The 15,071-nt window shown below is 42.2% G+C and carries 14 protein-coding genes and 1 tRNA gene; 8 read left to right on the top strand and 7 right to left on the bottom strand.

The features are described 5' to 3' along the window. Positions 1 to 94: 94 nt before the first annotated feature. Complete coding sequence (locus WA352_RS18440; RefSeq protein WP_033133844.1) at positions 95 to 1,096, bottom strand: hypothetical protein; 1,002 nt, start codon at positions 1,094 to 1,096, stop codon at positions 95 to 97. A gap of 411 nt (positions 1,097 to 1,507) precedes the next feature. Next, positions 1,508 to 1,594 (bottom strand) — tRNA-Leu (locus WA352_RS18435). Between the two features lie 180 nt (positions 1,595 to 1,774). On the opposite strand from WA352_RS18435, the gene queA reads away from it, so the two are divergent. From queA to secF, 7 genes are all read left to right on the top strand, one after another. Further along, on the top strand, positions 1,775 to 2,812 hold the full coding sequence (queA, locus tag WA352_RS18430; RefSeq protein WP_033133843.1) for a tRNA preQ1(34) S-adenosylmethionine ribosyltransferase-isomerase QueA: 1,038 nt from the start codon (positions 1,775 to 1,777) through the stop codon (positions 2,810 to 2,812). Between the two features lie 177 nt (positions 2,813 to 2,989). Further along, a complete protein-coding gene (locus WA352_RS18425; protein WP_033133842.1) occupies positions 2,990 to 4,018 on the top strand; it encodes a membrane protein in 1,029 nt (342 codons plus the stop codon). Between the two features lie 31 nt (positions 4,019 to 4,049). Further along, positions 4,050 to 4,619 (top strand): LemA family protein, encoded by a 570-nt coding sequence (locus WA352_RS18420; protein WP_004802705.1) that lies wholly within the window; start codon positions 4,050 to 4,052, stop codon positions 4,617 to 4,619. 350 nt (positions 4,620 to 4,969) lie between these two features. Next, positions 4,970 to 6,100, top strand: coding sequence for a tRNA guanosine(34) transglycosylase Tgt (tgt, locus tag WA352_RS18415; RefSeq protein WP_005206304.1), 1,131 nt, complete (start codon positions 4,970 to 4,972; stop codon positions 6,098 to 6,100). A 108-nt stretch (positions 6,101 to 6,208) separates the two neighbouring features. Next, positions 6,209 to 6,538, top strand: coding sequence for a preprotein translocase subunit YajC (gene yajC, locus WA352_RS18410; protein ID WP_004802702.1), 330 nt, complete (start codon positions 6,209 to 6,211; stop codon positions 6,536 to 6,538). Between the two features lie 51 nt (positions 6,539 to 6,589). Further along, entirely contained in the window at positions 6,590 to 8,491 is a 1,902-nt protein-coding gene (gene secD, locus WA352_RS18405; RefSeq protein WP_004802699.1) for a protein translocase subunit SecD, read from the top strand. Positions 8,492 to 8,501: 10 nt separating this feature from the next. Then, a complete protein-coding gene (secF, locus tag WA352_RS18400; RefSeq protein WP_005322364.1) occupies positions 8,502 to 9,470 on the top strand; it encodes a protein translocase subunit SecF in 969 nt (322 codons plus the stop codon). Positions 9,471 to 9,591: 121 nt separating this feature from the next. On the opposite strand, the gene WA352_RS18395 is transcribed toward secF, so the two are convergent. Then, on the bottom strand, positions 9,592 to 10,305 hold the full coding sequence (locus WA352_RS18395) for an aspartate/glutamate racemase family protein (RefSeq protein WP_033134464.1): 714 nt from the start codon (positions 10,303 to 10,305) through the stop codon (positions 9,592 to 9,594). Positions 10,306 to 10,497: 192 nt separating this feature from the next. Here WA352_RS18395 and WA352_RS18390 point away from each other — a divergent pair, with 192 nt between their 5' ends. Then, positions 10,498 to 11,964 carry an NCS1 family nucleobase:cation symporter-1 gene (locus WA352_RS18390; protein WP_033134463.1) on the top strand — a complete coding sequence of 489 codons (1,467 nt, stop codon included), beginning with the start codon at positions 10,498 to 10,500 and terminating at the stop codon, positions 11,962 to 11,964. Positions 11,965 to 11,986: 22 nt separating this feature from the next. Here the strand turns inward: WA352_RS18390 and WA352_RS18385 are convergent, their stop codons facing one another. Genes WA352_RS18385 through WA352_RS18370 form a run of 4 tightly spaced genes read right to left on the bottom strand, consistent with a single transcriptional unit; the run spans position 11,987 to position 15,064 of the window. Next, positions 11,987 to 12,640 carry a 4'-phosphopantetheinyl transferase family protein gene (locus WA352_RS18385; protein ID WP_033134462.1) on the bottom strand — a complete coding sequence of 218 codons (654 nt, stop codon included), beginning with the start codon at positions 12,638 to 12,640 and terminating at the stop codon, positions 11,987 to 11,989. 22 nt (positions 12,641 to 12,662) lie between these two features. Further along, complete coding sequence (locus WA352_RS18380; protein WP_033134461.1) at positions 12,663 to 13,097, bottom strand: hypothetical protein; 435 nt, start codon at positions 13,095 to 13,097, stop codon at positions 12,663 to 12,665. Positions 13,098 to 13,115: 18 nt separating this feature from the next. Continuing rightward, positions 13,116 to 14,339: a beta-ketoacyl-ACP synthase gene (locus tag WA352_RS18375; RefSeq protein WP_033134460.1), complete on the bottom strand. Its 1,224-nt coding sequence runs from the start codon at positions 14,337 to 14,339 to the stop codon at positions 13,116 to 13,118. Continuing rightward, positions 14,339 to 15,064, bottom strand: a complete 726-nt coding sequence (locus WA352_RS18370) for a 3-ketoacyl-ACP reductase FabG2 (RefSeq protein WP_033134459.1) — start codon at positions 15,062 to 15,064, stop codon at positions 14,339 to 14,341. Before WA352_RS18370 ends, WA352_RS18375 begins: the two co-directional genes overlap by 1 nt. Positions 15,065 to 15,071: the final 7 nt, after the last annotated feature.

The raw sequence follows: 15,071 nt of genomic DNA, 5'->3' as shown, positions 1-15,071 counted from the left end.
GCATTTTAACCAACCTTCTTTTCTATTTTGATTAACATTATTTTACTGTCTCAATGTAATTATTAGTTATTTGATCTATCACTAGGATTATCTGCTAAGCACTCGGCTTCACACTCTTAACCAACTCAGCACTCGCTTTGATCAACTCTGTTCCTGCTGCAAGCTGATCTTGCATCAGATCGCCAATCTTGTCATTTTGAGTCTGATCAAGCTCTTTTCCAAAATACTTAAGTGCAAGTTCTTTTATTAACTCATGTTTATCTTCATCCTTAAGAGAACGAACATGAATTGGAAATGCATTAATTTCAACATGAGTCTGATAGGCTTGTTCTTTTAATTTTTTAGCATGAGCAGCTCTTCTTAAAAATAACGTACACAACGTTATACCAACAGCTAAAATTAGTACTTTAGAAGAAACAAATAAAATCCAGTCAATAGGTGTGAAGCTAGCTGATATCAGGATAGAGATAATCGTAAAAAAAGCACTTAACCCCAAAACTGTATAAAAATATAAATTATTTGATTTATATTCCTCATTATATTTATCATGTAATTCAAGATAAATTAAGCTTGTTTCTCTATGCTCCAAAGCTAATCGCAAAGAATCAAAATCTTTAATTTTTTCTTCAATTTCCTTTATTTTAGGCTCTAATGTTTCTTCTATTAATTTTTCGGACTTTTCATTGGATGCTCTAATTGGCAATAATTTCGAGTTAAGAAATCTTATATTTTTTTCAATCAATCTATTAATATCTAAAACTTTATAAAAGTCAGCTGATGAATGCATTAAATCAACTGTTTCATGATCTAGTGAATATAATAAATCTGAAAGTTCGTCATAAATATCTTCAGTATTATGATATTCCTTCAACTCATTAATCAGCTTAGTTAAATTTTCCAGATTTGAGTACATCTTTGTGATTGACTGATTGAATTCACTACGAGTCGTTGGTGAAATATTTTCTTCTATTTCTTCAGAACTTAATTGATCAAGACTATTTTTAAATTCATCAATATTATTTTTTGCAATTTCAATAATTCTATCAACATTTTCTATATCTTCTTCGTAAAAACTCATACTATTACTTCCCCCCATGCACTACCCCACTTTAACCCAATCCATAAGGTCAAAACAATCCAACCGATTGTATCAAAGCGGGCCAATCTTTCTATCTATAAATAAAATAAAAACTAGAAATATAAAAGTATGTCAAAACTAAAAGCGTTTGCTTTCAAAGAATATGATTGTATTTTCTAAATCACAGTAAAAGCTATGATAGCCGTAGGAATCTAAAAAGTATTTTCACACAAGAAGAGAAAATCCATTATGCACTTTTTTGCGAAAAATATTCTAGCTAGACACAAGAATATCAATCATGATTTGGTTGAGTAAGCAAAATACTTAATTAGCCATAATTTTAATTTTTTTTAGCAACCTATTTATAATTATATATTTCTCCATTAAAAAACCCCAAGCCTTTAATACCAGCTTGGGGTCTTTGAATCTTGGTCCCGAGGGTCGGACTCGAACCGACACGTCATCTCTGACAGCGGATTTTGAGTCCGCCGCGTCTACCAATTTCACCACCTCGGGAAGAGTGCGATGCTTTGTGTTGCGTATAATAACCTGTTTGATTTTATTGTCAAACACTAACTCACGCTTATTGCTCACTTTTAAATCATTCAGATATTTTTCTATCAATAAACACGCGAACTCAGCGAGAAAACGCAAAAAAGACTATACTACGCCCAATTTTTGCAATGTTTTAGATGTATGCAACTCTCCGACTTTTCGTTTGATCTCCCCGATGAACTTATTGCTCGCTACCCGTTAGACAGCCGTAGCGCCTCTCGCCTACTGCATATCGATGCCAAAGGCCAATATCATGACCATGCCTTTACCGATATTCTCGATCTGCTCGAAGACGGTGATTTGCTAGTACTGAATGACACCAAAGTCATGAAAGCACGCTTAAAAGGTAAACGTGCTACAGGCGGAGCTATCGAAGTTCTGGTTGAACGCATGTTGGATACCCACACTGCGCATTGCCATATCAAATCAAGCAACTCACCAAAAGCAGGCGCAGAACTGTATATCGGCGAAGATGCCGTGCCTGTCACCGTGCAAGGTCGCCATGAAAACCTATTTGTGGTGGAGTTTTCACAACCGATTTTGTCGGTACTGGATCAATACGGTCAGTTGCCGATTCCGCCTTATTTCAATCGGGAAGCAGAAGAGATTGATACTGAGCGTTATCAAACCGTATTCCACGACCCAGAAAAAATTGCCAGTGTGGCAGCACCGACAGCGAGTCTGCATTTTGACCAAGGCTTATTAGAAAAACTAGAAGCAAAAGGCGTGCAAAAAACCTTTGTCACGCTACATGTCGGTGCAGGAACATTTATGCCTGTGCGTACCACAGACATTACCAATCACATTATGCACAGTGAATGGTGTGATGTACCACAAGCCACGATTGACCTGATTTTGGCAACTAAAGCACGTGGTAATAAAGTCATTGCAGTCGGAACCACGGCGACCCGAGCCTTAGAAAGTGCAGCGCAAGCCAATCAAGGCAAAATTGCAGCTTGGACTGGTGATACGCAAATCTTTATCTATCCGGGCTATCAGTTCTGTATCGTGGATCGTTTGATTACCAACTTCCATTTACCAGAATCGACCTTACTGATGTTGGTTTCAGCACTCTCTAATCGAGATAATATCTTGGCGGCTTATACCCATGCGGTTGAACAACGTTATCGCTTCTTTAGTTATGGCGATGCGATGCTGGTGGATAAACTCGACACTTAATACTGATCAATCGACTAAATTACGGTTTAGTCGATTTCCCCATAACAATGCTTTGGTAAATGTCATTCATTCAAAATAATAAAACTCAACTAGACTCAGATTATAGACTTCTTAGTTTCTGAAATTTAAAGCATAATTTAAACAAGACCACCCCATTATAATGAAACGATTATTTCCATGCCGATCGACACTGTACAACAAGCGCTGCATATCAGACGTAAAAAAAATGCGCAGGTTTTTCGCAATATTGCACGACTGTGGGATGTTGGACAGAAAGCGCATAGTGATCAAGCTCTGCTAGATGCCTTGCATCCTTGGCGTGACGATCACAGCCTGCGATTTTTTAATGTGCTGCCCTATTTATTAGCACTGATCAGTATTGGCACCTTAGTGTTTGGTTATTTTCTACATCCGCATATTCAATATATTTGGAGTCTACTCGGGGCATTTTTGACAGGTTTTCTGGCCTATTTGCTCTATGAACCACAAGAGCCATTAACACGCGTCATCAATTATCTTGAAGAACGGATGACGGTATTACGCTATGGTTTGCAGTTCCAGCAATTGCCTGCTTATTTACCGATTCAAGCGCAACCACTTTTGGTGATCAGCAAGCTAAAGCAACATTTCCCCCTATTTAATCGCGGCAATGAATCTAACGAAATTACCCAATACGCGTCGACCACATGGCATGATGGCAACACAGAACATCAGGTTCTACTGTTTCAGTATCACTATGTCAGTGAAATGCCGATCCTGCAGGATCAAAGCAGCGATAAAAAAATTGTCAAAGAAATCCATAAAGATTTGTGGGGTGCGTTTATTTTTCAAATACCGGCTTTAGGGATTGCTGTCAGTAATCAGCGCTCTCGCTTCTTTGCGCCCTATACCAGTTCATGGCAAAGCAGCGATATTTTGATTAACCAAGAATTGAATATTTTTGGCTTAGATCAGCACCGACTCGCGAAAGAGGTGAGCCCTAGCCTAACCTTAAAATTACATGATTTTTTTCAACATTTTACAGGTGATTTAATTTATCATCATGAGGAACAAATCATGTGTTACGTCGGCGAACAAAATCTTTTCCAAACCGCCAGTAAACGCAGTGATATTCAGGATATTCCCGCATTACGTGGACACTTAAGAACCATGACCATGCCGCAATATCATAAGTTTCAACAATTGATGCTGAATTTAATTCGCTAATCATTGAGCAATAACAATAAGGGGAATGGCGATGACAGGTTTACTGATCTTTTTGGGTATTTTTGTCGCACTGATCGTGTGGGGCATTTCTATCCGCAATAATATCGTGCGTTATTTTAATGCCACCAAACGGGCATGGTCAGAAGTGGCCAACTTCGAACGTCAGAAAGTAAAGACCTTAGAAGCCTTGGAAGCAACACTAGATCAATATACTCAGTTCGAAAAATCCACCTTGGAAAAAGTCACTGAGTTACGTCAACAGATTCTCAACCTGAATGTGAATGACACGGATATTTCACAGTTACAACAGATTGAGAAAATGAGTAAGGAACTGATTCGTAGCCTGAATGTGGTAGTCGAAAATTATCCTGAACTGAAAGCCGATGCGCTGTATAGCAAGATGATGGATGATATTCAGGAACAAAACGAAAATGTCGGTGCGGCCATCACTATTTTTAACCGCAACGTAGAATTATTTAATAACCAAATCGAAGTGTTCCCGAATAATCTGATCAATACGCTGACTTTATCCAAGAAAGCCATTCGCCCATTTAAGGATAATCTGGCGACTGAAAATTTTGACTATAAGCCGAATTTTTAGTGCCTTAGCGCCGATCACTATAGTCTATTTTATAAGCGGAAAAGCATTCAATTTGATGCTTTAAATTTACGATCTAACCCCCTAAATCCTCCTCCCTTGCGCTGCGATAACCGCAGCTCACCTTTAAAAAAGGAGGGAGCATTTGAGTTTATCGTCAGATAATATCGCCTTTTATCCCCCTCTTTTTAAAGAGGGGTTAGGGGAGATTATTATTTTTTGGTTATAGCTACATTTAGTAGTAGAACTACACGCCATAATCGGGGAAAATAGCCGCTTTCGATCAGCGAACTGTTTTTTCGCCTCCTTGCGCTGCAATCAAAGTAGCACTTCGATCTTGCTCAGGTTATTACATGAAATTTGAAAAATTAGGCCAGTCGGGGCGCGCCCGTCGTGGTCGACTTACTTTAGAACATGGTGTGGTTGAAACCCCTGTGTTTATGCCAGTGGGTACTTATGGTACGGTTAAAGGCATGCTCCCGCGTGACATTGAAGAAATTCAGGCACAAATTATCTTAGGAAATACCTTCCACCTTTACTTACGTCCAGGTTTGGAAGTAATTAAAGAGCATGGCGGTCTGCATGAGTTTATCCAATGGGATAAACCAATTTTGACTGACTCAGGCGGTTTCCAAGTGTTTAGCTTGGGCGCAATGCGTAAAATCAAAGAAGAAGGTGTGACCTTCCGCTCTCCGATTGATGGTTCAAAGGTGTTCTTGTCTCCAGAAATTTCAATGGAGATCCAACATGTACTGAACTCAGATATCGTGATGATTTTTGATGAATGTACCCCTTACCCTGCCACCCATGAAGAAGCGCAAAAATCATTGCAGCTTTCTTTACGCTGGGCGAAACGTTGTAAAACTCACCACCATGATGCGCTTAACAATAAAAATGCCTTATTCGGCATTATTCAAGGTGGCATGTACGAAGACCTGCGTGACGAGTCACTCAAAGGCTTGTTAGAAGTTGGTTTTGATGGTTATGCGATTGGCGGTCTTTCGGTCGGCGAACCGAAAGAAGAAATGATCAAGGTGCTTGATTATTTACCTAACAAAATGCCGCAAGACAAACCGCGTTACTTAATGGGTGTCGGTAAACCAGAGGATATCGTGGAAGCGGTTCGCCGTGGTGTCGATATGTTTGACTGTGTGATGCCAACCCGTAATGCCCGTAATGGTCATTATTTTGTTACCGATGGCCTAGTCAGAATCCGTAATAGTAAATATCGCCATGATAAAGGGCCTTTAGACCCACATTGTGATTGCTACACTTGTAAAAACTTTACTCGTGCCTATTTATATCATTTAGAGAAGTGTGGTGAGATGCTGGCATCAATGCTTGGCACCATCCACAACTTACGTTACTACCAACGCCTGACGCAAGGTATGCGTGATGCATTGGATAATGGCACATTTGATGAATACGTTCAGGACTTTTATGCCCGTCGTGGATTAGAAGTTCCAGCATGTCCAGAAGACTAAGCGGAACGATTTGCATCAAGATTTGCGCCTGATCGCAAGACAAGGTACATTGCAAAACGAATTGGAATTTATTGTTAATTTTTTGCCTTTTAATTTTAGGAAATCGAAATGAGTTTTTTCATCTCTACTGCTCACGCGGCTCCTGCTGCGACACAAGGTCCAAGCCTCATGGCAAACTTATTGATGATCGCGGTATTCATCGCAATCTTCTATTTCTTGATCTGGAGACCTCAGGCAAAACGTGCTAAAGAACATCGTTCTTTAATCGAAAGCTTGGGTGTAGGCAGCGAAATCGTGTTTGCTGGTGGTTTAATGGGGAGAATTACCAAGCTTGAAGGTGACTTTGCAGTAGTTGAACTCACTCGCGGTGTTGAGGTAAAAATCCAACGTGCGAGTGTCATTTCAGTATTACCTGAAGGCACATTAAATAACCTTTAATCATAAAATAGTCGTGCCTCAGCACGACTTTTTCATTTAAGAAGAAAGCGAATGCGTTACCCTGCATGGAAATATTTACTGATCCTTGTGGTACTTGTGATCAGTACGTTATATGCACTTCCAAGTCTGTATCCAGATGAACCTGCTGTCCAAATTTCTGGGGCAAAAGCAGGCACAAAAATTGATCAGACGATCGTGCAAAAAGCTGAGCAGATTTTAAAAACTGCCGACATTAGCAGTCACGACAATAGCTTTACCAATAACGCGGCATTATTACGTTTAAGCTCTTCTGAAGCGCAGTTAAAAGCCAAAGAAGTGTTACGCCGTGATTTAGGTGATGACTATGTAGTTGCCCTCAACCTTGCACCAACCACACCTGAGTGGTTGCAAAAAATTGGGGCGAAACCGATGAAACTCGGTTTAGACTTACGTGGCGGTGTACACTTCTTGCTCGAAGTCGACATGGATAAAGCAATTAGTCAGCGTATGGAAACATCAGCGACTGATTTGCGTCGTCAATTCCGTGATAACAAAATCAAATTTAACAACCTTGCTTTAAATAACAATACCATTACCGTCCAGTTTGCCAGCAATGCAGACCGTGATGCAGCGGCCGATTTTTTACGTCGTAATGGTAATGAATTTACTCAGCAAGCAGTTGCAACCTCATCTGGTGCAACCTTAAGACTGAATTATACCGACACTCGTCGTCAGGAAATTCAATCTTATGCAGTGAATCAAAACTTAACCACTTTACGTAACCGTATTAACGAACTCGGTGTGGCTGAAGCACTGGTACAAACCCAAGGTAGCAACCGTATTGTGGTTGAATTACCGGGTGTGCAAGATACCGCAGAAGCAAAGCGTGTCTTGGGTCGTACGGCGAACTTAGAGTTCCGTTTGGTCGCGGATAGTAATGATCAATATATTGACCCATATACAGGTAAATATAATGGTCAACCACTTCCTCCGGGGACTGAAGTCTTTGCTTATCAGTCTTTAGACAGTGGTCGTCAATTGCTGTTACAACGTAACCGTATTTTGACCGGTGAACGTGTTCAAAACGCAAGTTCTGGCTTTAGCCAAGACTCTGGTGGTGCTGAAGTAAACATCACCCTAGACTCTTCTGGCGGTAAGTTGATGGCAGATGCCACTCGTGGTGCTGTCGGCAAGCGCATGGCCGTTTTGTTTATCGAAAATAAACAAAAGATCTCTTATGTTGCTGATCCAAATACAGGTGTTCAAACCGAAGTTCGCACCCCATATACCGAATCTGTGGTAATCAACGCTGCGACGATCCAAGCGGTATTGGGTTCACAATTCCGTATTACTGGTCTAGATTCACCACAAGAAGCGGCTGAGCTTGCCTTGATGCTTCGTGCAGGTGCTTTGGCTGCGCCAATGTACTTCGTTGAAGAACGTGTCGTGGGTCCAAGCCTTGGTCAAGAAAACATTGATAAGGGCGTATTATCGACCCAAATCGGTTTCTTGCTGGTTGCGATCTGGATGATCGTGTTCTTCCGTCTATTCGGTTTAATCGCGAACTTTGCCTTGGTCTTTAACCTTGCCATGATCTTAACGGTAATGTCTTGGATTGGAGCTTCCCTCACCTTGCCGGGTATTGCAGGTATCGTAATTACCATTGGTATGGCGGTTGATGCCAACGTCCTGATCTGTGAACGAATACGAGAGGAAATGCTCTGGGGCGCCTCGCCCAAACAGGCGATTGTGGCCGGTTATGATCGGGCCTATAACACCATTCTTGACTCGAACTTAACCACGTTCATTGTTGCGTTTATTTTATTCGCGATTGGTACAGGTCCGATCAAAGGCTTCGCAGTCACCTTGATGATTGGTATTATTTGTTCGATGTTTACTGCAATTACAGTAACCCGTGCAATCGTACAGCTCATTTATGGCAAACGCCGTAATTTGAACAAGTTGAGTATTTAAGGAGATTCACATGACTGATCTGACTCAACAAGACTCAAAGCAATACGGTCGCCCAGATGATCTAAAAATCATCCCATTCATGAAGATTGCCAAACCTGCGGCTATCTTCTCGATTCTGATTACCATTGCCAGTATCTTCTTTATCGTAACGAAAGGTCTCAATCTTGGTTTGGACTTTACTGGTGGTATCTCGGCTGAATTAAACTACAAGCAAGGAGTTCAACCTGCTCAAGTGGTTCAAGCACTTGATCGTGCAGGCTTTAAAGATGCTGTGGTACAAACTTTAGGCAGTAGTACTGACCTCATCGTACGTATGCCAGTACAAGAAGACCTGAATGTTGAAGACCTGAGCAATAGCATCACCAAAGCGGTTCAATTACCGAACAACACCGTAGAAGTTCACAAAGTGGACTCTGTCGGTGGTGCAGTGGGTAATGAACTCTATGTCCGCTCTGCGGGTGCGGTTGCGCTGGCATTGATCTTAATGTTGATCTACGTCACCGTTCGCTTTGAGTTTAAAATGGCAGTCGGCGCTGTAATGTCATTATTCCATGACATTATCATCATTTTTGGTGCCTTCGCGCTGTTCCAATGGCCATTCGACTTAACCGTACTTGCGGCTGTACTTGCGGTAATCGGTTTCTCACTCAACGATAACATCGTTGTATCGGACCGTATCCGTGAAAACTTCCGCAAAATTCGTGGTGCAAGCCCTCGTGAAATCGTAGATATTGCGCTGACAGAAACCTTACGTCGTACCATTCACACCTCGATGACCTTATTACTCGTGGTCCTTGCCATGATGTTCTTAGGCGGTGATGGCTTACACTGGTTCTCTATGGCAATGTTTGTCGGTATCTTTGTTGGTACCTACTCATCGATCTATATCGGTACAGCATACGCTTTATGGCGTGGTCTGAATCGTCAGGACTTTATTGTTCAAGTTAAACCTGAATTTGAAGAAGATCAGATTCCTTAAATCTGTTCTTCTTGAAACTAAAAATGCCAGCGAAATGCTGGCATTTTTGTATGGGTATCAAAGCAAATCCAAACTTAAACAGACGTTTATCATCCATATTTTCACATACAGTTGCACTGAATTATCCTTTTATTAAGGGATAATCATAATCTCCCCACTTACTGGTTTGAATGCCTAAACCGTGTAAACCTTCAATCAGTTTTACCGCAGCCCGAACCCCATCAATAATCGGAATGCCAAGCTCTAGACTGACCTGATCTGCCATCTCGGCCATGCCGCCACAGCCCAATACAATTGCACCAATCCCATCATGTATTTTAGCTTGCTGGCAACTCTCTAATAATTTTTCATATGCCGCTTGCTTATCATGTTCCAATGCCAATACAGGTAGATCTATGCATCGAATCTGTGCGCATTTTCGTTCAAATCCATATTGATGCAATAAATGTTCAGCAATAATTTTGGTTCGGGCTAAGGTAGTCACAATCGAAAATTTTGTTGCCACCAAACTGGCCATATGAAATGCTGCTTCGGCAATACCAATCACAGGCGCCTGAGCCAATTCTCTAGCCGCATGCAAGGCTGGATCACCAAAGCAGGCGATAATATGCCCATCGACCTGTTGTGCTTTCCCTTGTTGAATTAACTCCAGCACTCCAATGGCAGACATTGCCTCATCATAATGTCCTTCAATTGAAGGAACACCATTCTTTGGAGACTGGGCTATAATTTCGGTATCTGCCGCGGCCACCCGACTTGCAGCCTCAGCAATCGATGCGGTCATTTCGACACAGGTATTTGGATTAATGATCTGAATTCGAGTCGCGTTTCTCATTTCTGCACATTTTTAATTCAAAAAATAAGATTGATCATATTTCAATCCAACTGGTCTGAACAGTTAAAATCTAAAATTAAATATTTAAACAAATATAATCAATAAATTAATAACAAATTTAAACCAATAAAAAGAAGTTGGCTTAATTTCTGCATAACTGGTCTGAACAGTTGTTTATCTTGAAGACCCGTCATGAGCGATAACCCGAACTATAGTCCTAAACTCTCCAATGAAGACCTCATCCCTGCGCAACAAAATTGGACGTGGTATAACATCTTTTCCTTTTGGATGTCCGATGTGCATAGTATGGGTGGCTATGTGGTCGCAGCGAGCTTATTTTCACTCGGTCTTGCCAGTTGGCAAGTTCTGCTTGCCTTACTCATTGGTATCGTGATCGTCCAAGTTGCGGCGAACTTGGTCGCAAAACCCAGTCAAATTTCAGGGGTTCCCTATGCCGTCATCTCTCGCCAAGCCTTCGGGATTTATGGGGCCTATATTCCTGCCTTAATTCGCGGCCTGATTGCAGTTTCATGGTACGGCATTCAAACCTGGTTGGCATCCAATGCCCTGATGATGATTCTACTTAAGTTCTATCCAGCCTTACACCCGCTTACACTGACAGAGTTTGCAGGTCTAAGTACGATTGGCTGGATCTGTTTTGGTTTTATTTGGGCGATACAAGCATTGGTTTTCTGGAAAGGCATGGACACCATCAAGGTCTTCATCGATTGGGCAGGTCCAATGGTCTATGTGGTGATGTTAGCGCTGGCATTATGGTTGGTGTGGAAAGCGGGTTGGCATAATATTTCCTTTAATCTCAGTGATAAACAGCTCAGCGTCAATCAGCAGATCATGCAAACTATTGTGGCCATTGCATTGGTGGTGTCTTATTTCTCTGGTCCCTTACTCAACTTTGGTGATTTCTCCCGTTATGGCAAAGATATGCAACAGGTTAAAAAAGGGAACTTTTGGGGACTGCCGTTTAACTTTATTTTCTTTGCCATCATTGTGGTGATGATTGTTTCAGGTACCTTTAGTGTTTTTGGAAAAATGGTACATGATCCACTCGAAACGGTTGCCATGATCGATAACGGATTGGTGGTGGTGCTCGGTTTATTGACGGTATTAACCGCGACCATTGGCATTAATATTGTGGCGAATTTTGTTTCGGCAGGTTTTGACTTCTCTAATCTCGCGCCTCGTTTTCTTAATTTTCGCAGAGCAGGCATGATTGCAGCGATCGGTTCCATCTTTATCACCCCATGGAATTTATTTAATTCCCCAGAACTGATTCACTATACCCTTGATACTTTAGCGGCTTTTATCGGTCCACTGTTTGGTATTCTACTTGCTGACTTTTATCTGATTAACAAACAAAAAGTACGGGTCGATGACTTATTCAGCGATCAACCCTCTGCAGCCTATTACTATCAAAAAGGCATCAATAAAAAAGCGGTGATGAGCTTAGTGGCAGCAGTCAGTATCGGCCTGCTGTTGGTTCTTATTCCGAGTTTTCAGTTTTTGGCACCCTTCAACTGGTTTATTGGGGTGATTCTTGGCAGCAGTTTTTACTATAGCCTCTCTCGGGAAAGTGTCGTTATAAAAGCAAAAAGTATCCGTCATCAACAAAACTTGAATCTTCCTCAAAACCATCAATGACTGTATTGATGGTGGTTGTTCTCTAATGCTGAATGATCTGAATGCGTGGAAACTGGAAACCACGACACGATGGCTCTGCCCGCCATGCCACGGTCAGTACCATCTTCTGATTGAGAATAAAATGTTGATAGGCAAAGTGACCGATTAAGGGGTGAGAACACATACCCCCATGATTGAATGGATGCACCTGCGTATTCAAACTATTCAGGTCTAAACGAATACCAAGGCCTGACGCTTTCAATACCGCCTCTTTTGTGGTCCAGACCCGCAGCCAATACTCTGGGTCCTGATCTTGCTGCAGCCAAGTTTGGTATTCTTCGGTATGAAAAGCATGTTTTGCCAAGGCATCAAAACGCACTTTACGATCCAATTCTTCGACATCAATCCCAAGATCTTTGACCCGTTCACTCATCGCCAAGGCATAATATTGCTGGCTATGGGTATGGTTAAAATGTAATGCATGCGAACTTAGAAAGGGCTTACCATGTTCATGTTTGGAAAAACTGAGCGCAGCAACATCACTTTGCAGTCGTTGCGCCAACAGATGATTACGATAGTCCCTGATCTGCTGTTTTTTATAATGGTTAAAGCTGCTTAAATCAGCAAAATCGGTTTTGGGCTTTTCAACCAGTTGTGCCAATGCCTGAACATGGATTTCAATTTCACGTAGCGTCATTGGCTTAACCTGATCAAATCACTTAAAACTTCACAATATCGCCTTTCAGTGCAACGCTCGCCACTGCCATACCTTTATAGCATTGATAAGTGGTCGAATTTTGTGATTCATTCTTTTTAAAATAACTCACGATATTGGTCACTGCATTGGCACCACGCGCTTTTGCTGCTTTGTCTAACTGGATTAATGCCGAACGAAGCACCCAATCACATGACTTTTCAGCTGACTTACCAAAACCATTGGTTTTCTGATTGGTGACGATATCTTGTTCTAATACTTTTCCACCTGATTTAGTACCTTTAAGATAAAACTTTACTGTTCCATCTAGCGTTCCATCAGCAACTGCACGGTCTACCGCCGCTTTAAAATCCAGATTATGCACGGTATCCGCAGCTTGAACAGATGAAGCAAAACCAGTCGTTAATACAGTTGCTAAGAATAATTGTTTGATTGACATTATGATGCCCCTTGCTTGTTATGTTGTTCGTTTAAAAATCAGTGAGGTGTTAATCCCACCAAAAGCGAAGTTATTGCTCATCATGATATTGATCTCACTCGCTCTCACTTGCTGGGTAATATAATCTAAATCACCACATTGTGGATCAATTTCATCCAGATTCAACGTTGGAATCAATTGTCCTCGCTGCATCATTTCTATACCCAACCAAGCTTCAATTGCCCCACACGCCCCCAAGGTATGCCCAAAATAGCTTTTTAATGAGCTAATCGGTTTACGCCCTAAAATTCTTGCCGTAGCTAGGCTTTCAGCAATATCACCTTGATCGGTTGAAGTGCCATGCGCATTGACATAATCAATCTGGCTGGCATCCAGTTGGGCATCTTTCAATGCCATTTGCATGCATTGCCCCATCCGCTCACTATCAGGCTTGGTCACATGCTGCCCATCGGTATTGCTCGCATAGCCAATGATCTCCGCGTAAATGGTGGCGCCGCGCTGCTTGGCATGTTCATATTCTTCGAGAATCAAACAACCAGCGCCCTCGCCAATCACCAAGCCGTCTCGTCGTGTATCAAACGGTCGTGGTGATTTTTCAGGATGATCATTCATCCCACTGGTCGCCAATAAAACATCAAAAACGGCGGCACCTGCGGCACTCAGCTCTTCCGCCCCACCGGCCAACATCAGGGTTTGTTTACCGTATTTAATCGCTTCATAGGCCTGACCAATCGCCATTGAACCTGAGGTGCATGCACTCGAGGTTGGCAAGGTGAGCCCTTTCAGACCGAAATAAACGGTCATGTTCACAGCACTGGTATGTGACATCATGCGGATATAGGTGGTGGCATTGATCTTACTCATGTCTTGATCAATCAGCATATTGCCAAACTCGCGCACCGCATCCACACTGCCAGCAGATGAGCCAAAGGCCACGCCGGCTTCACCGCTATTTAATATCTCATGACCGATTAAGCCTGCATCTTGCAAGGCATTCTCAGCACTGATAACTGACATTAATGCGACACGCCCCATGCCTCGTGTCACTTTGCGATTAAAATGCTTGGCGACTTGAAAACCTGTCACTGGGCCTGCAAGCTTGGTTCTTAAATCTGGATATTGCTCCCACTCGGACATATAGCAAATACCGCTTTTACCCGCATGAAATTGGGCAAAGATGTCATCCGCATTTTCACCCAGCGAGGTAATTCCTGCCATGCCTGTAACCACAACACGCTTCATCAAATCAGTCCTCCATTGACCGAAATCACCTGACGGGTAATATAAGAGGCTTCATCAGAACAGAGAAATTTCACCACAGCCGCCACTTCATCCACCTGCCCCATGCGCTGCATTGGAATCATTTTTAATGCATGCTCTTTGACTTCATCGGTGACCATTTCCGTTTCAATCAGGCCAGGTGCCACACAGTTCACCGTGATTTTGCGCTTGGCCAACTCCAAAGCCAATGCCTTGGTTGCCCCAATCAAGCCTGCTTTTGCTGCACTATAATTCACCTGTCCACGATTACCCATAATGCCTGAGACCGAAGAAAGCGTCACGACTCGCCCACCTTTGCGTAGGTGAATCATCGGCATGATCAAGGGTTTAAGCACATTATAAAAACCGTCTAAAGAGGTCGAAATGACCTCATCCCAATCCTGATCTGTCAATGCAGGGAAAGCACCGTCATGGGTGAGACCTGCATTCAGTACCACGCCATAGAAAGCGCCATGCTGTTCAACATCTTGCTCTAATAAACTTTTGACATACTCACGTTCATTCACATCAAATAATAAATAATGGCTGTTTTGCCCAAGCTTTTGAATCTGCTCAACCACCTGAGCTGCCTCAGCCTCACGTGAACGGGCGTGAATGGTCACGTCAAAACCCGCCTGAGCCAATTGTAATGCGATTGCTTTACCAATGCCACGGCTTGAACCCGTGACCAATATTCTTCTACTCATTGTTGTT

The organism is Acinetobacter sp. 102 (genome assembly GCF_037028485.1).
GTDB classification, from domain to species: Bacteria; Pseudomonadota; Gammaproteobacteria; order Pseudomonadales; family Moraxellaceae; genus Acinetobacter; species Acinetobacter higginsii.
Note: the sequence above shows the minus strand (reverse complement) of the source record. Positions and strands in the feature narration are given on the sequence as shown.